General features: G+C 66.1%; 20 protein-coding genes. 6 read left to right on the top strand and 14 right to left on the bottom strand.

Features of this window, described 5'->3' with window-relative positions:
* Window positions 1-185 precede the first annotated feature (185 nt).
* Window positions 186-2588 (top strand): TonB-dependent receptor, encoded by a 2403-nt coding sequence (locus AC3WJD_RS09775; RefSeq protein ID WP_492746422.1) that lies wholly within the window; start codon window positions 186-188, stop codon window positions 2586-2588.
* Between the two features lie 54 nt (window positions 2589-2642).
* Here the strand turns inward: AC3WJD_RS09775 and AC3WJD_RS09770 are convergent, their stop codons facing one another.
* From AC3WJD_RS09770 to ispG, 12 genes are all read right to left on the bottom strand, one after another.
* Window positions 2643-4226, bottom strand: a complete 1584-nt coding sequence (locus AC3WJD_RS09770) for a GMC family oxidoreductase (RefSeq protein WP_492746421.1) — start codon at window positions 4224-4226, stop codon at window positions 2643-2645.
* Between the two features lie 90 nt (window positions 4227-4316).
* Complete coding sequence (locus tag AC3WJD_RS09765; RefSeq protein ID WP_492746420.1) at window positions 4317-4775, bottom strand: GNAT family N-acetyltransferase; 459 nt, start codon at window positions 4773-4775, stop codon at window positions 4317-4319.
* A complete protein-coding gene (locus AC3WJD_RS09760; RefSeq protein WP_492746419.1) occupies window positions 4765-5661 on the bottom strand; it encodes a sterol desaturase family protein in 897 nt (298 codons plus the stop codon). Before AC3WJD_RS09760 ends, AC3WJD_RS09765 begins: the two co-directional genes overlap by 11 nt.
* Window positions 5654-6061 (bottom strand): hypothetical protein, encoded by a 408-nt coding sequence (locus AC3WJD_RS09755; RefSeq protein ID WP_492746418.1) that lies wholly within the window; start codon window positions 6059-6061, stop codon window positions 5654-5656. Before AC3WJD_RS09755 ends, AC3WJD_RS09760 begins: the two co-directional genes overlap by 8 nt.
* On the bottom strand, window positions 6058-6486 hold the full coding sequence (locus AC3WJD_RS09750) for a protein tyrosine phosphatase family protein (RefSeq protein ID WP_492746417.1): 429 nt from the start codon (window positions 6484-6486) through the stop codon (window positions 6058-6060). Before AC3WJD_RS09750 ends, AC3WJD_RS09755 begins: the two co-directional genes overlap by 4 nt.
* A 70-nt stretch (window positions 6487-6556) precedes the next feature.
* On the bottom strand, window positions 6557-6919 hold the full coding sequence (locus AC3WJD_RS09745; protein ID WP_492746416.1) for a TfoX/Sxy family protein: 363 nt from the start codon (window positions 6917-6919) through the stop codon (window positions 6557-6559).
* A complete protein-coding gene (locus AC3WJD_RS09740; protein WP_492746415.1) occupies window positions 6916-7395 on the bottom strand; it encodes a GNAT family N-acetyltransferase in 480 nt (159 codons plus the stop codon). The genes AC3WJD_RS09745 and AC3WJD_RS09740 overlap by 4 nt, the downstream gene beginning before the upstream one ends.
* Window positions 7392-8333 (bottom strand): hypothetical protein, encoded by a 942-nt coding sequence (locus AC3WJD_RS09735; protein WP_492746414.1) that lies wholly within the window; start codon window positions 8331-8333, stop codon window positions 7392-7394. Before AC3WJD_RS09735 ends, AC3WJD_RS09740 begins: the two co-directional genes overlap by 4 nt.
* Complete coding sequence (locus AC3WJD_RS09730; protein WP_492746413.1) at window positions 8330-9232, bottom strand: DMT family transporter; 903 nt, start codon at window positions 9230-9232, stop codon at window positions 8330-8332. The genes AC3WJD_RS09735 and AC3WJD_RS09730 overlap by 4 nt, the downstream gene beginning before the upstream one ends.
* A gap of 4 nt (window positions 9233-9236) precedes the next feature.
* Window positions 9237-9617: a type II toxin-antitoxin system VapC family toxin gene (locus tag AC3WJD_RS09725; RefSeq protein WP_492746412.1), complete on the bottom strand. Its 381-nt coding sequence runs from the start codon at window positions 9615-9617 to the stop codon at window positions 9237-9239.
* The gene (locus AC3WJD_RS09720; RefSeq protein ID WP_492746411.1) at window positions 9614-9856 is read right to left on the bottom strand and encodes an AbrB/MazE/SpoVT family DNA-binding domain-containing protein; all 243 of its coding nucleotides are present in this window, start codon (window positions 9854-9856) and stop codon (window positions 9614-9616) included. Before AC3WJD_RS09720 ends, AC3WJD_RS09725 begins: the two co-directional genes overlap by 4 nt.
* Before the next feature lie 54 nt (window positions 9857-9910).
* Complete coding sequence (gene ispG / locus AC3WJD_RS09715) at window positions 9911-11032, bottom strand: flavodoxin-dependent (E)-4-hydroxy-3-methylbut-2-enyl-diphosphate synthase (RefSeq protein WP_492746410.1); 1122 nt, start codon at window positions 11030-11032, stop codon at window positions 9911-9913.
* Window positions 11033-11145: 113 nt separating this feature from the next.
* Here ispG and AC3WJD_RS09710 point away from each other — a divergent pair, with 113 nt between their 5' ends.
* Window positions 11146-12327: an acyltransferase family protein gene (locus AC3WJD_RS09710; RefSeq protein ID WP_492746409.1), complete on the top strand. Its 1182-nt coding sequence runs from the start codon at window positions 11146-11148 to the stop codon at window positions 12325-12327.
* Here AC3WJD_RS09710 and AC3WJD_RS09705 read toward each other — a convergent pair.
* Window positions 12283-13911 carry an MFS transporter gene (locus AC3WJD_RS09705; RefSeq protein ID WP_492746408.1) on the bottom strand — a complete coding sequence of 543 codons (1629 nt, stop codon included), beginning with the start codon at window positions 13909-13911 and terminating at the stop codon, window positions 12283-12285. The genes AC3WJD_RS09710 and AC3WJD_RS09705 overlap by 45 nt on opposite strands.
* A 167-nt stretch (window positions 13912-14078) precedes the next feature.
* On the opposite strand from AC3WJD_RS09705, the gene AC3WJD_RS09700 reads away from it, so the two are divergent.
* Together AC3WJD_RS09700 and AC3WJD_RS09695 are read left to right on the top strand one after the other, a co-directional pair.
* Window positions 14079-15026, top strand: a complete 948-nt coding sequence (locus AC3WJD_RS09700) for an isoaspartyl peptidase/L-asparaginase family protein (protein ID WP_492746407.1) — start codon at window positions 14079-14081, stop codon at window positions 15024-15026.
* A complete protein-coding gene (locus AC3WJD_RS09695; protein WP_492746406.1) occupies window positions 15026-15874 on the top strand; it encodes a S1/P1 nuclease in 849 nt (282 codons plus the stop codon). The genes AC3WJD_RS09700 and AC3WJD_RS09695 overlap by 1 nt, the downstream gene beginning before the upstream one ends.
* Here the strand turns inward: AC3WJD_RS09695 and AC3WJD_RS09690 are convergent.
* Window positions 15871-16767: a prephenate dehydratase gene (locus AC3WJD_RS09690; protein WP_492746405.1), complete on the bottom strand. Its 897-nt coding sequence runs from the start codon at window positions 16765-16767 to the stop codon at window positions 15871-15873. The two genes, AC3WJD_RS09695 and AC3WJD_RS09690, sit on opposite strands and share 4 nt — an antisense overlap.
* Window positions 16768-16881: 114 nt before the next feature.
* Between AC3WJD_RS09690 and AC3WJD_RS09685 the strand changes: the two genes are divergently transcribed.
* Both AC3WJD_RS09685 and AC3WJD_RS09680 read left to right on the top strand, forming a co-directional pair.
* The gene (locus tag AC3WJD_RS09685; RefSeq protein WP_492746404.1) at window positions 16882-17475 is read left to right on the top strand and encodes a c-type cytochrome; all 594 of its coding nucleotides are present in this window, start codon (window positions 16882-16884) and stop codon (window positions 17473-17475) included.
* Window positions 17475-18077, top strand: coding sequence for a GNAT family N-acetyltransferase (locus AC3WJD_RS09680; RefSeq protein ID WP_492746403.1), 603 nt, complete (start codon window positions 17475-17477; stop codon window positions 18075-18077). The genes AC3WJD_RS09685 and AC3WJD_RS09680 overlap by 1 nt, the downstream gene beginning before the upstream one ends.
* Window positions 18078-18100 lie beyond the last annotated feature (23 nt).

The following is an 18100-nucleotide window of genomic DNA, read 5'->3' as shown; positions in this document are numbered from 1 at the left end:
CCAACCCCCCGCCCCCCTCAAGGAGTTCCTCCTGCGAACTGACTGGGCCGGTGCGGCGACGCATCGGCCCTTTTTTGGTTTGATGCAGAAAAGACACGCCCCGCCAAAATCGCCGCGGCCAACTTGTGAGCGCGCGCACACAATTTTATCACAAGACAAGAACGATAAACTCAGGGAGACATACTATGTCTGGTTATCTGGACGTTGCTTATAAAAAATATCGGCTTGCTGCGGGCGTCTGCGCCGTGGCACTAATCGTGGCGGCGACACCCGCGGCTGCGCAGGAGCCCCAGCCCGAGGCCCCCGATCAGGGCCGCGACATCGTCGTCACCGCCACCAAGCGCGCCTCGACCGTCCAGGACGTTCCCTTTTCGATCAACGCGCAGACCGAAGCCGATATCGAGCGCGCCAACGCCAGCACCATCGAGGATCTGTCGCGCAACGTCGCGGGCCTCACCATCCAGAATCTCGGGCCCGGCCAGAGCCAGGTCTCCGTGCGCGGCGTTTCCGCCGGCCAGATCGTTCGCGATCAGCCCGGCGTGAAGGAGCAGGTCGGCATCTATCTCGATGAATCGGTCATCTCGCTCTCGCTCTTCACCCCCGATATCGACCTGTTCGATCTCAACCGCGTCGAGACGCTGCGCGGCCCGCAGGGCACGCTGTTCGGCTCGGGCTCGGTTGGCGGCACGCTGCGCTACATCACCAACCAGCCCAAGCTCGGCGTGGTCGAGGGCAAGGTCGAAGCCAATGTGAACATGGTCGACGAGGACGATGTCGGCGGCCATATCAAGGGCGCGATCAACCTCCCCGTCGGTGACGGCTTCGCGATCCGCGCGGTTGGCTATTATACGCAATATGCGGGCTTCATCGACGCGCTGCGCGAAGGCGCGGACGAGGCGAAGAACGTCAACGACGGCTGGCGCGCGGGCGGGCGTTTGTCCGCACTGATCCAGGCGAGCGACAATTTCACCATCGTCCCGCGCATCGTCTATCAGAAGATCTCGACCGACGGTTTCAACCGCCAGGAAGAGTTCAACCTCTACGCCAACCAGTTCACGACGACCCGCCCGCAGGTCGATTTCAAGGAGCGCCAGCAATATCTGCTGCTCAAGGAAGCGTTCCAGGACGAATTCTTCCTCGCCGACCTGACGATGAACGTCGAGGCGGGGCCGATCGATATCACCTCGGTCACCAGCTACACCGACCGTAACATCCTCGTCAGCCGCGATGCCAGCGCGCTAACGGGCAGCGTCTCGGTTGACCTCGGCTTCCCCGACGCAGCGGTGATGCTGCCATCCAACCTGCGCGACACGACCGACCTTGGCCAGTTCACGCAGGAGCTGCGCCTCGCCTCGGGCGAGGACGGCCCGTTCCAGTGGCTGGTCGGCGGATTCTATTCGAAGACCGACCGCAAATATGCGCAGCGGTTACCCACGCCGGGCTATGACGCCTTTACCGACGCCGAGCTAGGCGCGGGGACGTCGGCCGCGGTGGCAAACGGGTTCCCGGCGGATTCGCCGTACAATGCCGACCTGCCCTATGACCTGAACCAGCTCGCGATCTTCGGCGAGGCGAGCTACGAATTCGGCCCCCTCACCGCCACGGCAGGCGCGCGCTACTATTCCTATAACGAGGAGCGTCGCTTCATTTCGGGCGGCCTCTTCGCCAATGGCGACAACAACCGCGACAAGACCTCGGCAAGCGGCATCACACCGCGCTTCCTGCTGAGCTATGAAGCGTCGGACGATGTGACGCTCAATGCGCAGGTTTCGAAGGGCTTCCGCCTCGGCGGCGTCAACGACCCGCTGAACCTGCCGCTCTGCACCCCCGAGGATGAGGCGATCTTCGGCGGCTATCAGGACTATAACGACGAAACGCTGTGGAACTATGAAGCGGGCGTGAAGGCGCAGACCGGCGTCTTCACCTTCAACGCGGCTGGCTTCTACACCGACATCAAGAACCTGCAGGTCACGCTCGACGCGGGATCATGCTCATCGCGCGTCGTCTTCAACGTGCCCAAGGCGCACACCATGGGCATCGAGGCTGAAATGAGCGCGACGCCGGTGACCGGGCTCGATCTGTCGGTGGCGGGCAGCTATGTCGAAGCCGAGTTCGATTCCACAGTCGTTGATGGCACGGGCGCAGTGCTCGGCGGCATCCGCGAAGGCAATCGCCTGCCTACCGTGCCCAAGTTCCAGATCACGGCGGCGGCGACCTACACCTTCCCGATTGACGACAGCGGTACCGACGCCTTCTTCACCGCATCGGTCCAGCATGTCGGCAGCCGGTTCACCCAGCCGAGCGATCAGGAGAACAATCCGCGCACCTTCGTCCACGGCCTGCCCTTTGCGGGCATGCCCGCGACGGCTGCGACCACGCTCGACCTGAAGCTGCCCGACTATCAGCTGGTCAACCTGAGCGCGGGCGTCCAGTTCGACAACGAGCTTGGCATCACGCTCTACGTCAACAATCTGCTCGACGAGAATGCGATCCTGTCGTTCGACCGCGAACGCGGCGGGCGGGCGCGTCTGGGCTTCCAGGTGGGCCAGCCGCGCACCATCGGGCTTACGGTCCGCAAGGGCTTCTGAAGCCTTTGAGTGGGGAGAGAGGGGTCGGCGCCCAAAGGCGCCGGCCCTTTTCTATTATGCGGCCAGATCAGCCCGCACGAAATCGGCGCAGCGCGCGCCGATCATGATCGAAGGGGCATTGGTGTTGCCGCTCACAAGCCGGGGCATGATCGAGGCGTCGGCCACGTAGAGCCCATCCACGCCACGCACCCGCAGTCGCGTATCGACTACCGAGGCGTCGTCGGGCCCCATCCGGCAGGTGCCGACGGGGTGATAAACGGTGTCGGCGCGCGCGCGGATGACCTCGATCATCGCTTCATCGGCATCGATCCCCGCCATATACCGGTCGCGCCCCGCAAAGTCCGAGAGCGGCGGCGCCTCGAGGATGCGGCGCATCAGCTTGACTCCGGCAAGCAGCGTGCCGACGTCACGATCATCGGTCAGGAAGGCGGGATCGATCGCGGGCGGTGCCGTGGGATCGGCCGAGGCTAGCCGCACGCTGCCGCGGCTTTCGGGCCTGAGCACGCAGACATGGCAGGAAAAGCCATGCCCCTTCACCTTGGTGCGGCCATGATCCTCGAGCAGCGCGGGGACGAAGTGGAACTGTATGTCGGGCACCGCCAGATCGGGCCGCGTCCGCGCAAAGCCGCCCGCTTCGGCATAGGGGGTGGTGAAGGGCCCCGAGCGATGGCGGAGCCATTCGACCATGCCCTTCAAAGAAGTGATCGTGCCGCCGAGCGACTGGCCGAGAAAGGGCGCGCCCGCCGTCTCATAACCCGCGACATAGTCGATATGGTCCTGCAGGTCCGATCCGACCGCTGCCCGGTCGAGCAGCACGGGAATGCCATGCGCGCGCAGATGGTCGGCGGGCCCGATGCCCGACAGCATCAGCGTCTGCGGCGAACCGAAAGCGCCGCCCGCGACGATCACCGCGTGGCGCGCGCGGACCGTGTGCGTGCGGCCACCGCGCCGATAGACCACGCCCACCGCGCGCCCATCCTCGATCAGCACGCGCTCGACCAGCGCGCCGGTGCGCACGTCGATCCGGCTGCGGTTGGGCTCGACATAGGCGCGTGCGGCGCTCCAGCGTTCGCCGCCGCGCTGCGTCACTTGATAGAGGCCGACGCCTTCGAACTGTGCGCCATTGAAATCGTGGTTGCGCGGGAGCTGAAGGCCCGCCGCGGCCTCAACAAAGGCGAGGCTGCCGGGGTTGGGACTGTGCTGGTCGCTTACCGAGAGCGGCCCGCCCGCGCCGTGCCAGTCGTCGGTGCCCCGTTCGTTATCCTCGCACGCGCGGAAGACCGGAAGCACATCGGCATAGGACCAACCGTCGCAACCGAGCGCCGCCCAGTTGTCATAATCCCAGGCGCTGCCGCGGATATAGATCATCGCGTTGATCGCGCTCGACCCGCCAAGCCCCCGCCCGCGAGGCTGATAGCCGCGGCGCCCGCCCAGCCCCGTCTGTGGCACCGTTTCGAAGCGCCAGTTCGCGGCATCGGGAAGGAAGGGCATCATGCCGGGCGCCTTGACGCGCCAGTTGTCGTTGGTGCCCCCCGCCTCGAGCAGCGCGACGCTCAGCCGCCCGTCCTCCGCGAGCCGCCCCGCCGCGGCGCTGCCGCCCGAGCCGCCGCCCACCACAACCACATCGACTTCGTCCATCACCCTCTCCTCGCAACGCGCCGATTTCCGGCGTCGAACGTTTACGTTAACGTAACTTTGCGCGAGCGCAAGGGCATGCCGCGGCGAGGATCAGGTGAGGATGGCGCGCTGGATGACGACGGGAATCCCGGCCTTGTCGACCTCGAAGCCCGCGATCGTGAAACCGCTCTTCAGATTGAGGATGATCATCGGATTGTTGGCGGCACGCGTGCGCGTTTCAATATGGCTGTAGCCCGCCTGCCGCGCCCATTCATGCTGCGCCGCCATCAGCCGCCGCGCGAGCCCGAGCCGCCGCGCATCGGGATGGACGCCACCCAGCCAGGAATAGAACAGCGTATCGCCACGCCGATAGCCGAGCTTGAACGCGATCAGGCGGCCCGCCGCATCGCGCGCCGCAACCAATGCCACGCCTTCGAGCCGCGGCAGGCGGCCGAGCAGATAGTCGGGCGAGAAATCGGGAAAGACCGCGCGGCACAGCGCCAGCAGTTCCCCCCCGAGCGCGACGACGTCCGCGCCCTCGGTCACGCCGATCGCGGGTTCAGCCGTCATGCTGCAGACGCGCCTGCCAGCGGGCGCGGATCGTCTCGCTCGAATCGCGGGATCCGTCATGGCTCCAGCCCGGCGGCGCGATCATGTAGCGCAACTTGTTCATCAGGCCGGGCGCCTTCCACACGTCCCTGGCGATCCCCGCCCATTCATGGAACGCCGCCCAGAGCACATTGTAGCTGCCGAGATTCTTGACGATGCCGTAGCGCGGGCGATCGTCGTCGCGCTCGCGCACGAAGGTGCCGAACATGCGGTCCCATATGATGAAGACCCCGGCATAGTTCTTGTCGAGATAGCGGGGGTTGGTCGCGTGGTGGACGCGGTGGTGCGAGGGCGTGTTCATAACCGCCTCGAACCAGCGCGGCATGCGGCCGATCACTTCGGTATGGATCCAGAACTGGTAGATCAGGTTGATCCCGGCGCAGAAGAACACCATCGCGGGCGGGAAGCCGATCAGGAACAGCGGCAGGCGGAAGACGAAAGCCAGGCTGAAGAAGCCCGTCCAGGTCTGCCTGAGCGCGGTCGAGAGATTATAGTGCTGGCTCGAATGATGGATGACATGGCTCGCCCAGAACCAGCGGACGCGGTGCGCCGAACGGTGAAAGGCGTAGTAGGCGAGATCGTCGAGCACGAAGCAAAGCGGCCATACCCACCATGCATAGGGGATGTCGAACAGCCGGTTGTTCCAGAACCACACGGCCATTGCGAGCATCGCGCCACCGGTCAGCACACCCGCGATCGTGCTACCAAATCCCAGGAAGAGCGAGGTCAGCGTGTCCTTCGGATCATAGCGGTGCCGCCCACGCCAGCGCGCGACGAGCATTTCGAGCGCGACCAGCAGGACGAAGCCCGGTACGGCCAGATTCACCGGATCGGGCAGCTCAGGCATGGATCGTGTTCCCCAAATCGCGCAACCGGCTCGCCCAGACCGAGGCCTGCTTGCCGAGATTGAGCGTCACCGATCCGAACATCGGACCATCGGGCGCGAGCGTCAACATGTCGCGATCGAGCCGCGCCTCGACCGGCGGGTGCAGCAGCCGCCCCACGAAATGCCCGCCATGCGCGCGGATCAGCATCATCCGCCCTGCCTTGTCGCGCAACAGCGCAGCATAGCCCGCGCGATCGACCGCCACGGCGACGGGCTCGAAGCCGCTGTCGACCTCGTCCGCCACCGCAAGCGCGTGTTCCGCGTTGACGATGCGCGCTTCCTCACCCAGCCCGAGCAGCCGCGCCGCAAGCGCGAGCCCCAAAACCCCGGCCAGCGATCCCGCCAGCAAAAGCCAGTTCATCGGCCTCCGCTGAGCGCGTCGAGCATCGCCCGGATCGAGGAAAGGTCATAGCCCGCGTCCGCCGCCTTGGCGGTGAGCATGTCGGGCGCTTCGCCGCGCTGGGCGCGCGCGAGCGCCCAAAGATAGGTCGAACGCGTGCCCGAGCGGCAATAGGCGAGCACCGGGCCGCCCGCGGCGTCGAGCGCGGCGTTCATCTCTTCGAGCTGGTTCGCCGAAAAGCCCGCATGGGTGACCGGGATGGCGCGATACGCGATCCCCGCGGCCTCGGCGGCGGCGGCGATCTCGGCGCCCGCGGGCTGCCCCGCCTCTTCCTCATCGGGACGGTTGTTGATGATCATCGTCACGCCATCGGCGGCGGCGGCGGCGACCTGATCGGGGGTGATCTGCGGGGAAACCGCAATGCTGTCGTCAATCCGCCGGAACATTGTCGTGCACTCCAATAATGTCGCCCGCCCTATAGACGCCACAGCCCGCCGCGTGGAAGCGCGAATGACGTCAAGACGCCTTTGGCCTTTTCGGCTTCTTCCGCGCGACGCCGCGCAGCCCCGCCTCGAGCGCCAGCGCGGCCCATTCGCGCATCGCGTCGGCATCATCATACGCCGCATCGGGCGCGGCGCGATAGTTCAGGGTGCCGGGCTTGTCGCCCATCAAGAAGGTGAAGCGCTCGCAACCCTCCGCGTCCCAGCGCGCATCGCTCTCGGCATCGGCCTTGAACCACAGCCGCGCATCATCGACGATCGCGAACACAACGCCGTCGAGATAGAGCGTCGCCCCGCCCATCATCCTTCGCATCGAGACATGCCCCATCGACGCTAGCGCCTCGGTCACCCAGTCGACCAGGCCGGTATCGACGCTCATGCCGCCGCGAGCGCGCGCAACGCCGCGCCGTCGAGTCGCTGGACGGTCCATTCGTCCATGGGCCGTGCGCCGATAGAGCGATAAAAGCTGATCGCGGGCTCGTTCCAGTCGAGCACCGACCATTCGAGCCGTGCGCAATCGCGCTCGACCGCAAGCGCCGCCAGCCGAGAGAGCAGCGCGCGCCCTGCCCCCGATCCGCGCGCCTCGGGCACGACGTAGAGATCCTCGAGATAGATGCCGGCACGCCCCTCGAAGGTCGAGAAATTGTGGAAGAACAGCGCGAAGCCGACGGGTTGATCATCCAGCTCGGCGATCAGCACCTCTGCATGCGCGCGCGGGCCGAACAGGTTGCGCTCGAGCAGCGCGACATCGCAGCGCACCTCATGCGCAAGCTTCTCATATTCGGCGAGTCCACGGATGAAATCGTGGATCAGCCCGACATCGCCGGGCACCGCAGCGCGGATCGAAACGCTCATGCCGCGCCCCTCCCCAACGCGCGGATAGCGGCGCGCGAGCGTCCAAAATATTCGGTGCCGTGAAAGCGATAGGTGCCGATGAAGTGGATCATGCGTGGGTCCTCGGGCAATGGCGTGTTCCAGTGATTCACGTAGCGATCCGCGGGAAGCAGGATCGGACCGTTGCCATTGGCGATGACGAAGTTGGATGCAACCTGCTCGCTGCCCCACTGGCTCCATTTGGCGCGGCCGAGTGTGGCCTCGGCGGCCTGGGAGAAACGCATCGCGAGGCTGCGGTCCCCACCCCTTGCGAAACCCGCAAATCCCGCACAGCCGCGGACATAATGCGGCAGGCGCAGCCCCGGCACCGCAACGCGGTCCATCACCGATTCGATCGCGCGCTGGACATGGCTTTCGCTCAGCGAGATGCCCGACGTACCGTGCGGGAAATTCCGGCGAACGAACTCGGCGGCAGGGAGCACCGCCGCTTCTGCCACCAGATCGCTGCCAAGCATCGTGAAGCTGCGATTGGCGTCGATCGCACGGGCGACCTCGGGAACCGGGCCGACCGTCACCGTGTCCGAATCGAGCTGGATCATATAGTCCGACGCGCTCCGATCGAACAGCGCCAGCAGCCGTTCCCACGCGCCGCCATTGGGACACGGGCCGACATCGACATCGCGGATCGACAGGATCTCGGGATCACCGAGATGCGCCTTCAGCAGCGCGCGATCGCCCGCGGTCAGCGTGCCGTCGTCGAGCAGCATCACGCGCCCGCGGCGGAGGTGATGGTGCAGCGATTTCACCGCCACCAGATAGGGGATAAGCACCGCCGTCCCCATCATCGAGAACAGCACGACCCCGTCGTTAGCGGGCCGGATCGGCGGCGTCGACAGCACGGGCCGGCAGAGCTGGTCGTACAGCCGCTGCTTCAGGTGCCTGTTGATGCGCGCGATCATAATGCAGCCTCTGCATGCGTAATCGGTTCGGGCTTGCGCCGCGCGGCAAGCAGACATCCTGCCACGATCATCAGCGCGCCAATGACGGTCAGCGCGGAGACGGACTCATCGAACACCCACCATCCGAGCAGCGCTGCCCAGATAAAGGCGGTGTATTCAACAGGGAGTAAATATTGCGCTTCGGCACGCGCATAGGCCCAGGCGAGCAGCATCATCGAGGCAAAGGCGAACAGCGCGCAGACGAAAAGCCGGGGCATCTGGTCGGCGGCGGGGACGATCGCCAGCCAGGGTGCCGCGAGCGCATAGAGCGCGCCCGCGACGATGTTGAAGAACAGCGCGACCTCGACCGGATCGGAAACAAGCGACTGGCGCCGCGCAACGATGAGGTTGACGGCATAGAGCACCGCCGCGATCAGGATCGCGATCGCGCCGCGAAACGCCTCGGGCCCCATATCAGCCTCCGCCTGACCCGCGAGGATCACGAGCACGCCCGCAAAGGCAATCCCCGATGCCGAGATCGCGGTGCGTCCGACCTTTTCCTTGAGCACGACGGCGGCGAGGAAGAGCGCGACGAGCGGCGCGACGAAGCTTAAAGCCACGCCCTGCGCGATCGGCACGCGCGCGAGCCCCCAGAAGAACAGCAGCACCGATCCCCCCGCGGTCACCCCACGCCAGAAATGCAGGACGAGCACGGGGCGCGCGGGCCATGTCTTGCGCATCAGCACGAACATGGGCGCGCCGATCGCAAGCCCGAAGACACAGCGCCACAGCATCGCGTTATAGGCGCCGATCTCGATCGAGAGCCCCTTCATCATCGCGTCCATCGCCGAGAACACGGCGATGCCCAGCGTGGCGACGCCGAATGCGCGCGCCGCAATATTGGATTTGGCGGTCGTCATCGGTTCAACGGATCAAGCGGATCGGGATACCGATATCGAGCGTCGCCCAGGCACGATCGGCGGTTGCAGCCTCGCGTTGCAGCGTGCTCGCGAGCGCCAGACATGTCCGGTCACCAAGCGAGAGTCCCAGATGCCGCGTTGCCGGACGCAAAGCCGCCGCAGCGCGCGCTCGGTTCTCGTCCAGCGGGTGCACTTGCAATTGCAGCCGCTCGACCATCTGGCGCGCATGATCTGCGGGGATGCCGCGATCATCCGCGCGCGAAAGTATCTCGATCAGATTAACCGCGCACAGATGGCCATCATGCAGGACCGATATGATCTCTTCCCCGCCGACCTCTCCGAAAAGCAGCGCCAGCACCACCGAGGAATCTATGACATTGCTCATTCGCGCTCGGCTTCGGCGCGGCGATCAGCGATGAAGGCATCGACGCTGTCGGGCTCCTTCATCATAGCGCGAAATTCGGCCTGCACTTCCTTCACCACCTGCAGATAGGTCTTGAGGACGAGCGCGTTGCCCTCACGCTCGATCACGAGCGTATCGCCCGTTTGCAGCCCCAGCTCGCGCCGCAGCTCCGCGGGGATCACGATCTTGCCGCCGGCGATGATCTTGGCGTGATGGGTCATGGTGCTTCCTTTGGGTACCGCATCCTAGCGCGATACCCAAATGAAGGATAGCACCTATTCGGCGGCGTCGGCCACCGCACCAGCTGCCTCTATCTCGGCGGCCTTGGCCTCGACGAGCTTCACGATGTGCTCGACCATGTCGGCGTCCTGGACATGGTGGTCGGTCACGCCCGACAGATAGACCATGTGCTTGCCGTTGCCGCCGCCGGTGATGCCGATATCGGTTTCGCGCGCCTCGCCCGGGCCGTTGACGACGCAGCCCAGCACCGAGAGCGAGATCGGGGTGTGGATGTGCTGCAGACGCTCCTCGAGCGTCTGGACGGTGCGGATCACGTCGAAGCCCTGACGCGCGCAGCTGGGGCACGAGACGACGCGCACGCCCCTCGTCCGGATACCGAGCGACTTGAGGATCTCGTAGCCGACGCGCACCTCCTCCTCAGGCTCGGCCGAGAGCGAAACACGGATCGTGTCGCCGATCCCCGCCCAGAGCAGGTTGCCGATGCCGATCGCCGACTTGACCGTCCCGCCGATCAGCCCGCCCGCCTCGGTGATGCCGAGGTGCAGCGGACAATCGACCGCCTCGGCGAGCCCCATATAGGCCGAGACCGCGAGGAAGACGTCGCTGGCCTTCACCGCGACCTTGTACTGGTGGAAATCCTGGTCCTGCAGCAGCTTGATATGATCGAGCGCGCTTTCGACGAGCGCCTCGGGACAGGGCTCGCCATATTTTTCGAGCAGGTCCTTTTCGAGGCTGCCCGCGTTGACGCCGATGCGGATCGCGCAGCCATTGGCCTTGGCGGCGTCGACAACTTCCTTCACGCGCGCTTCCGAACCGATATTGCCCGGATTGATGCGCAGGCACGCGGCGCCGGCATCGGCGGCCTCGAGCGCGCGCTTGTAATGGAAATGGATGTCCGCGACGATCGGCACGCGCGCGGCGCGCACGATCTGTTTCAGCGCAGCGGTCGATTCCTCGTCGGGGCACGAGACGCGGATGATGTCGACGCCCGCATCCTCGCAGCGCCGGATCTGGTCGATCGTCGCCTTCGGATCGGAGGTCAGCGTGTTGGTCATCGTCTGCACGCTGACCGGCGCGTCGCCGCCGACGGGAACATTGCCGACCATGATCTGGCGCGACTGGCGGCGCGCGATATCGCGCCAGGGACGAACGGACATTCTTCAACTACTCTGCAATTGTCTGCCGCGCGGCTTATAGCGCCGAAGCGCGCCGACCGATAGAAGGCAATGAAACGACGCGGCGGAACCGCGCGGGGACGGGAGAGCGATCGGTGGACCAGGGCCGGCATTACGGGATGGACTGGCTGCGCATCGGCGCGTTCGGGCTGCTCATACTCTACCATATCGGCATGTATTTCGTGCCCTGGGACTGGCACGTGAAGACCGCGCATCCGCTCGACTGGGCCGCGATCCCGATGATGGCGGTCAATCCCTGGCGGCTCGCGCTGCTCTTCGCGGTGTCGGGCTATGCGAGCTGCAAGCTGATGGCCAGGCTCGACGGACCCGGCCATTTCCTCCGCTCGCGCAGCGCCCGCCTGCTGATCCCGCTCTTCTTTGGCGTCGCGATAATCGTACCCCCGCAATCCTGGATCGAGCTGATGTTCAAGCACGGCTATGCGCAGGGCTTCGCGCATTTCTGGGCGCACGACTATTTCCGTTTCGGCACGCTTGAGGGGATCATCCTGCCGACGTGGAACCATCTCTGGTTCGTCGCCTATCTCTGGGCCTATTCGATGGCGCTCGGGACGGCGCTGGTGCTGGTGCCCGGGCGCGCAAGGCATGCCATCGCCCGGATTGCCGAACGTGTGCTTGCCGGGCCGCTGATCCTCGTCACCCCGATGCTGCTGCTTGCGCTCCAGGAATTCGTGCTGTTCCCCGGCGCCGACGAGACGCATGCGCTGTTCGACGATATTGGCGCGCATGTCGTCTATCTGCCGATCTTCCTGTTCGGCTGGCTGCTCGCGGCTAGCGATAGCCTGTGGCGCGCGATTCGCGCGACGTGGCGCATGGCCGGGATCGCGGCGCTCGCGGCCTATGCGGGTGTCGTTGCGGTCTGGATCGCCATACCGCCCGAAGCCGACACGCTGATCGACGCGCTGCGCATCGTCCAGGGCTGGTGCGCGATCGTCGCGCTGATCGGGCTCGCCGACCATTATCTCAACCGCGAACATCCCGCGCGCGCGGTGCTGACCGAGGCGGTCTTCCCCTTCTATATCATCCACCAGACGATCATCGTGCTGCTCGGTTGGTGGATGATCCGCGCGGCACTCGCACCCGCGGTACAGTTCGCGCTGCTCGTCGTCGCCACGATCGCGGGCTGCTGGATCTTCTATCGCGTGGGGCGCGAGATTCCGGGCTTCAGGCTGGTGATCGGATTGAAGGGGTTCCGGCCGCCACGCCCGAAAGCCTCATTCGTCGATCGCGCGGCGGAAGGTCTCGGGCAGCAGCAATAGCCCGACCACGACGGTGAGCGCCGCGATCGCGACGGGGTACCAGAGGCCGTAATAGATATCCCCCGTGGCAGCGACCATCGCGAAGGCCGTGGTCGGCAGGAAGCCGCCGAACCAGCCATTGCCGATATGATAGGGCAGCGACATCGAGGTGTAGCGGATCCGCGTCGGGAACAGCTCGACGAGCAGCGCCGCGATCGGGCCATAGACCATCGTGACGTAGAGCACGAGGATGGTCAGGATCAGCACCACGAGCGGCTTGTCGATCGCGGCGGGATCGGCCTTGGCGGGATAGCCCGCCCGTACCATCGCGGCGTCCAGTTCCTGACGGAACGCTGCGGCATCGCCTGCATAGGCGACCGATTCCTCGCCGACCGAGACACGCGCCTCGCTGCCAGGGGCTTCGGCATTGGTATAACCGACCCCCGCCTTCGCGAGCCATGACTTGGCGATGTCGCAGCCCGAATCCTCGAATTTGTTGCGCCCGATCGGGTCGAACTGGAAGGAGCAGCTGGCGGGATCGGCGACCACGGTGACGGGCGCAACATCCTGCGCCGCATGAAGCGCGGGATTGGCGGCTTTGGACAGCGCGTCGAACAGCGGGAAATAGGTGAGCGCCGCGAGCGCGCAGCCGATCAGGATGATCGGCTTGCGCCCCACCCTGTCCGACAGCCAGCCGAAGAAGACGAAGGCGGGCGTGCCGATCGCAAGCGCAATGGCGATCAGGATGTTGGCGGTGGCGCCATCGACCTTGAGCGTCTTTTCGAGGAAGAACAGCGCGTAGAACTGCCCGGCGTACCAGACCACCGCCTGCCCGGCGACCGCGCCGAACAGCGCGATCAGCACGATCCTGAGATTGTCCCAGCGCGCGAAGGCCTCGGTCAGCGGCGCCTTGGAACCCTTGCCCTCGGCCTTCATCGCGAGGAACACTGGGCTCTCCTCGAGCTGCAGCCGGATCCACAGCGATACGCCGAGCAGCAGGATCGAGATCAGGAAGGGGATGCGCCAGCCCCACTCCGCAAAGGCCGCCTCGCCGAGCCAGGTGCGCGTGCCGATCACGACGAGCAGCGCGGCGAACAGCCCGAGCGTCGCGGTGGTCTGGATGAAGCTGGTGAAGAGGCCACGCTTGCCCGCGGGCGCATGCTCGGCGACATAGGTGGCGGCACCGCCATATTCGCCGCCAAGCGCCAGCCCCTGAAGCAGCCGCAGCAGCACGAGCATGACGGGCGCCGCGACGCCGATCGCGGCATAGCTCGGCAACAGCCCGACGATGAAGGTCGAAAGCCCCATGATCCCCATGGTGACGAGGAAGGTATTCTTGCGCCCGACCAGATCGCCGATCCGCCCGAAGACGAGCGCGCCGAACGGCCTGACCGCAAAGCCCGCGGCAAAGGCGGCGAGCGCGAAGATGAAGCCCGTGGTCTCGTTGACGCCCGAGAAGAACTGCGCCGAGATGATCGTCGCGAGCAGCCCGTAGAGATAGAAATCATACCATTCAAAGACCGTGCCGAGCGACGAGGCGAGGATCACCTTGCGCTCGCTCTGGCCACGCGCCCTGCCCGCCTCGGTCTCGATCGCCCCCGTCATCGCGTTCTCCCTCGCCCGGCGGTTATCCCGGTGCTGCTTCGACATAACCCGTAAACCGGGCGTGGCGATAGCGTGTTGAGGGTGCCGGCCATTCTGCTAGAGGGGCGCCATCACGAACGGGAGGTCCTTCCCCCATGCGTTTCCTGTTTCTCGCCGGAGCCCTTTTGATGTCTGCCACCCCCGCCCAGGCCGCCCCCCAATGGACGCTTGTCATTCATGGAGGCGCCGGCGTGATCGAACGCGAACGCCTGACCCCCGAACAGGACCGGGAGGTGCGCGCGGCGCTCGACGAGGCGCTCGAGGCGGGCTCGAAGGTGCTCGGGGTAGGCGGCTCGTCGCTCGACGCGGTCGAGGCGGCGGTGAAAGTGCTCGAGGACAATCCGCATTTCAACGCGGGGCGTGGCGCGGTCTTCACCTATGAGGGCAAGAACGAGCTCGACGCCGCGGTGATGGACGGCCGCACGCGCGCGGCGGGCGCGGTGGCGGGCACCACCCGGACGCGCAATCCCGTCAGCCTTGCGCGCGCGGTGATGGAAAAGAGTCCGCACGTCTTCCTCAGCGGACCCGGCGCCGACCAGTTCTCGGTCGAGCAGGGCTTGCCCCAGGTCGACCCGAGCTGGTTCGGCACCCCCGAACGCAAGCGCCAGCTCGACGAAATGAAGGCGAAGAAGGTCGGCTGGTACGATGTCGACCTCAAATACGGCACCGTCGGCGCGGTCGCGGTCGATGCCAACGGCCATGTCGCCGCGGCAACCTCGACGGGTGGGCTCACCGGCAAGCGCTGGGGCCGCATCGGCGATTCGCCGATCATTGGCGCTGGCACCTATGCCGATGACCGTGCCTGCGCCATCTCCGCGACGGGCGCGGGCGAATATTTCATCCGCGTCGGCGTCGCGCACGAAATCTGCGCGCGCATCCGCATGAAGGGCGAAACACCCAAGCAGGCGGCGGATGCGGTGATCGCCGAACTCGGGACGCTCGGCGGCACCGGCGGCGTCATCGTGACCGGCCCCGGTGGCACCGCCGACTGGTCGTTCAACACCCCCGGCATGTACCGCGGCAAGGCGACCAGCGACGGCGTGAAGAAGGTCGCGATCTACGGCGACGAGGGCTGATGCTGCGCCGGTTTCTGCCGACGTTGCTCTGCGCGCTGCTCCTCATTCCCGCCCCCGCCCAAGCATGGTGGGACTATGGCCATGAAACCGTGGCCGCGATCGCCTATCGGCAGGTGAGCCCGAAAACGCGCGCGGCGATCGATGCGTTGCTGAGGCAGGGCAGGTTGCTCGAGACGCCGACCTGTCCCGTCACGACGATCGAGCAGGCGAGCTATTGGGCGGACTGCGTCAAGCCATTGAAAGAGCGCTTCAGCTACGCCTATTCCTGGCACTACCAGAATGTCGACGTGTGCAAGCCCTTCGATCTGAAGGCTGCGTGCAAGGACGGCAATTGCGTGTCAGCGCAGATCGAGCGCAATGCCAAGCTGCTCGCCGACAGGAGCGTGCCGTTGCGCGAGCGCGTCATGGCGCTTGCCTTCCTCACGCATTTCGTCGGCGACCTGCACATGCCGCTCCACGCGGGGGATCGCGGCGACCTTGGCGGCAACCGCGTCAAGGCCGCCTATGGCGACGCAGTCACCGAGCGGATGAACCTGCACGGAATCTGGGACGGCTATCTCGCGGAGCGCGCGATCTCGACGCCGCCTTCGCTGGTGCGCACCTATAGCGCCGAAGAGCGCGCGGCGATGGGTGCGGGCTCGGTCGAGGACTGGAGCCGCGAGAACTGGCAGGTCGCGCGCGATACGGTTTACGCCAGCGCCTATGGCGGCGATCCCTGCGGGTCCGTGCCCGTCAACCGCGTGACGCTCGACAATGCGACGATCGAAAAGCTGATCGCTCCGCTCAGACTCCAGGTCGAGCGCGGCGGGATCCGGCTCGCACGGCTGCTCGACGAGGCGCTGGGTTAAGCGACGGTGCGCGGCCGCGCCTGGCGGTAGCTGCCGAGGATGCGGAGCCACTTGGTGTGGAAGCGCAACTCCTCGAGCGCGCGATCGACCGCGGGATCACCCGGCGCGCCCTCGATATCGGCGTAGAATTCGGTCGCCGCGAAGCTCGCCCCGCGCTGGTAGCTTTCCAGCTTGGTCATATTCACGCCGTTGGTCGCGAAGCCACCCATCGCCTTGTAGAGCGCGGCGGGAACGTTCTTCACCTCGAAGATGAAGGTCGTCATCACCGGGCCGTCGGGCGCGAGCGTCACGCCCTCGCGCGAAAGCACGACGAAGCGCGTGGTGTTGTCGTCCGAATCCGCCAGCCCCTCGGCGAGCGTCTGCAGCCCGTAGAGTTCGGCGGCACGCGGCGGCGCGATCGCGGCGACCTTGGGATCGCCCATTTCGGCGACGAGCGCCGCGGCGCCCGCGGTGTCGGCATAGGCAACCGACGTGATCCCACGCGCGCGCAGCCATTTGCGGCACTGGCCCAGCGCCTGCGGATGGCTCGTCGCCTCGCGGATTCTGTCGATCGGTCCCAGCGCCATCAGGCTGTAGTGGATCGGCAGGAAATGCTCGCCGGTGATCACCAGCCCGGATTCGGGGAGCAGGAAATGGATGTCGGCGACGCGGCCGTGCAGCGAATTCTCGATCGGGATCATCGCACAGCCCGCGCGCCCTTCGCGCACGGCATCGATCGCGTCGTCGAACGAGAAGCACGGCAGCGGCAGCCCGTCGGGAAAATGCTCGATCGCCGCGATGTGCGAGTTCGCACCCGGCGCACCCTGGAACGCCACGGCGCGCGCGGGATCGGCGGCGGCGGCTTCGGTCATCTGCGCGACGAGACGGCGGGCGGGTGCGGGATAGTTTTCCATGGGCGCCGCTGCGCTTAGGGACAATGTACCCGATCGGCAAGGCGCGGCTTGCGGTCCGGGCAATGCCCCGATAAAGGGTGCCCCAAAATTACGCCCGGGAGCAGAGGGATTTCGATGGACGACCGGTTCAACACGATTGCGGGGTGGGTTCTGGCGGCGGGCATCGTCGCGCTTGGCGGATCCATCGCAAGCGGCATGTATTTCAAGGGCCATGCGCCCGAGAAGCCGGGCTATGAAGTCGCCGATGCCGAACCCGCGGGCGGTGAAGCCGGCGGCGCGGCCGCGGTCGACATCGCCACGCTGCTCCCCACCGCTGACCCGGCCAAGGGCGCCGAGGTGTTCAAGAAGTGCGCCGCGTGCCACACGATCAACCAGGGCGGCGCCACCGGCATCGGCCCCAATCTGTGGGGCGCGCTGGGCAAGCCACACGGCCATGTCGCGGGCTTCGCCTATTCCGACGCGCTCAAGGCCGTTCCGGGCAACTGGGACTTCGCGGGCATGGACAAGTGGCTGACCAGCCCGCGCAAATATGCGCCCGGCACCAAGATGACCTTTGCGGGCCTCTCCAAGCCCGAGGATCGCGCCAACCTGATCGTCTATCTGAACAGCCAGGGTTCGAACCTGCCGCTTCCCGCAGCCGGCGCAGCGCCCGCCGCCGACACTGCGGCGGCCCCGGCCGAGAACGCAGCGGCCCCCGCCGCGCATTGATGCCGGCTGCGGGCGCCAGCGTCCGCACCGAGATTCTGGCGGGTGATTCGCTCACCCGCCGCCTCCCTGAAATCGGCGCACTCAGGATCGCGGTCTTTCGCGATTTCCCGTATCTCTACGAAGGCGATCCGGCCTATGAGGCCGAATATCTCCGCCCCTATGCCGAAAGCCGCGATGCGCTCGTAGTGGGCGCGTTCGACGGCGAGCGGCTTGTCGGTGTGAGCACCGCAGCACCGATGGAAGAACATGCCGAGGATTTCGCCGCGCCCTTCGCGGCGCGCGGCATCGACCTTTCCACCATCTATTATTTCGGCGAGTCCGTACTGCTGCCCGAATATCGCGGGCAAGGCATCGGCCACGCCTTTTTTGACGCCCGCGAACAAAAGGGCCACGCGCTTGGCCGCAGCCACGCCGCCTTCTGCGCTGTGATCCGGCCCGACGACCATCCCGCCCGCCCCGCCGACTATACGCCGCTCGATGTCTTCTGGAGCAGGCGCGGCTATGAGAAGATCGACGGCCTAATCGGGCATTTCGCCTGGCGCGACATCGGCGATCCGGCCGAGACCGAAAAACCGATGCAATTCTGGATGAAGGCGCTTTAGGCTTCACCCCGCCCGGCCAACTG

It is taken from the genome of Sphingobium sp. FW306-1B-F04DB, assembly GCF_058781925.1.
The sequence above is the reverse complement of the archived record's forward strand: the minus strand, read 5'-3'. Positions and strand labels throughout refer to the sequence as shown.

Excerpts from the sequence above, each read along its gene's own strand:
- AC3WJD_RS09760 (WP_492746419.1), bottom strand. The coding sequence starts at position 5,661 with ATGCCTGAGCTGCCCGATCCGGTGAATCTGGCCGTACCGGGCTTCGTC.
- AC3WJD_RS09695 (WP_492746406.1), top strand. The coding sequence starts at position 15,026 with ATGCTGCGCCGGTTTCTGCCGACGTTGCTCTGCGCGCTGCTCCTCATT.
- AC3WJD_RS09705 (WP_492746408.1), bottom strand. The coding sequence starts at position 13,911 with ATGACGGGGGCGATCGAGACCGAGGCGGGCAGGGCGCGTGGCCAGAGC.
- AC3WJD_RS09690 (WP_492746405.1), bottom strand. The coding sequence starts at position 16,767 with ATGGAAAACTATCCCGCACCCGCCCGCCGTCTCGTCGCGCAGATGACC.
- AC3WJD_RS09740 (WP_492746415.1), bottom strand. The coding sequence starts at position 7,395 with ATGAGCGTTTCGATCCGCGCTGCGGTGCCCGGCGATGTCGGGCTGATC.
- AC3WJD_RS09680 (WP_492746403.1), top strand. The coding sequence starts at position 17,475 with ATGCCGGCTGCGGGCGCCAGCGTCCGCACCGAGATTCTGGCGGGTGAT.
- AC3WJD_RS09735 (WP_492746414.1), bottom strand. The coding sequence starts at position 8,333 with ATGATCGCGCGCATCAACAGGCACCTGAAGCAGCGGCTGTACGACCAG.
- AC3WJD_RS09720 (WP_492746411.1), bottom strand. The coding sequence starts at position 9,856 with ATGACCCATCACGCCAAGATCATCGCCGGCGGCAAGATCGTGATCCCC.
- AC3WJD_RS09765 (WP_492746420.1), bottom strand. The coding sequence starts at position 4,775 with ATGACGGCTGAACCCGCGATCGGCGTGACCGAGGGCGCGGACGTCGTC.
- AC3WJD_RS09700 (WP_492746407.1), top strand. The coding sequence starts at position 14,079 with ATGTCTGCCACCCCCGCCCAGGCCGCCCCCCAATGGACGCTTGTCATT.
- AC3WJD_RS09755 (WP_492746418.1), bottom strand. The coding sequence starts at position 6,061 with ATGAACTGGCTTTTGCTGGCGGGATCGCTGGCCGGGGTTTTGGGGCTC.
- AC3WJD_RS09725 (WP_492746412.1), bottom strand. The coding sequence starts at position 9,617 with ATGAGCAATGTCATAGATTCCTCGGTGGTGCTGGCGCTGCTTTTCGGA.
- AC3WJD_RS09685 (WP_492746404.1), top strand. The coding sequence starts at position 16,882 with ATGGACGACCGGTTCAACACGATTGCGGGGTGGGTTCTGGCGGCGGGC.
- AC3WJD_RS09775 (WP_492746422.1), top strand. The coding sequence starts at position 186 with ATGTCTGGTTATCTGGACGTTGCTTATAAAAAATATCGGCTTGCTGCG.
- AC3WJD_RS09770 (WP_492746421.1), bottom strand. The coding sequence starts at position 4,226 with ATGGACGAAGTCGATGTGGTTGTGGTGGGCGGCGGCTCGGGCGGCAGC.
- AC3WJD_RS09750 (WP_492746417.1), bottom strand. The coding sequence starts at position 6,486 with ATGTTCCGGCGGATTGACGACAGCATTGCGGTTTCCCCGCAGATCACC.
- AC3WJD_RS09745 (WP_492746416.1), bottom strand. The coding sequence starts at position 6,919 with ATGAGCGTCGATACCGGCCTGGTCGACTGGGTGACCGAGGCGCTAGCG.
- ispG (WP_492746410.1), bottom strand. The coding sequence starts at position 11,032 with ATGTCCGTTCGTCCCTGGCGCGATATCGCGCGCCGCCAGTCGCGCCAG.
- AC3WJD_RS09730 (WP_492746413.1), bottom strand. The coding sequence starts at position 9,232 with ATGACGACCGCCAAATCCAATATTGCGGCGCGCGCATTCGGCGTCGCC.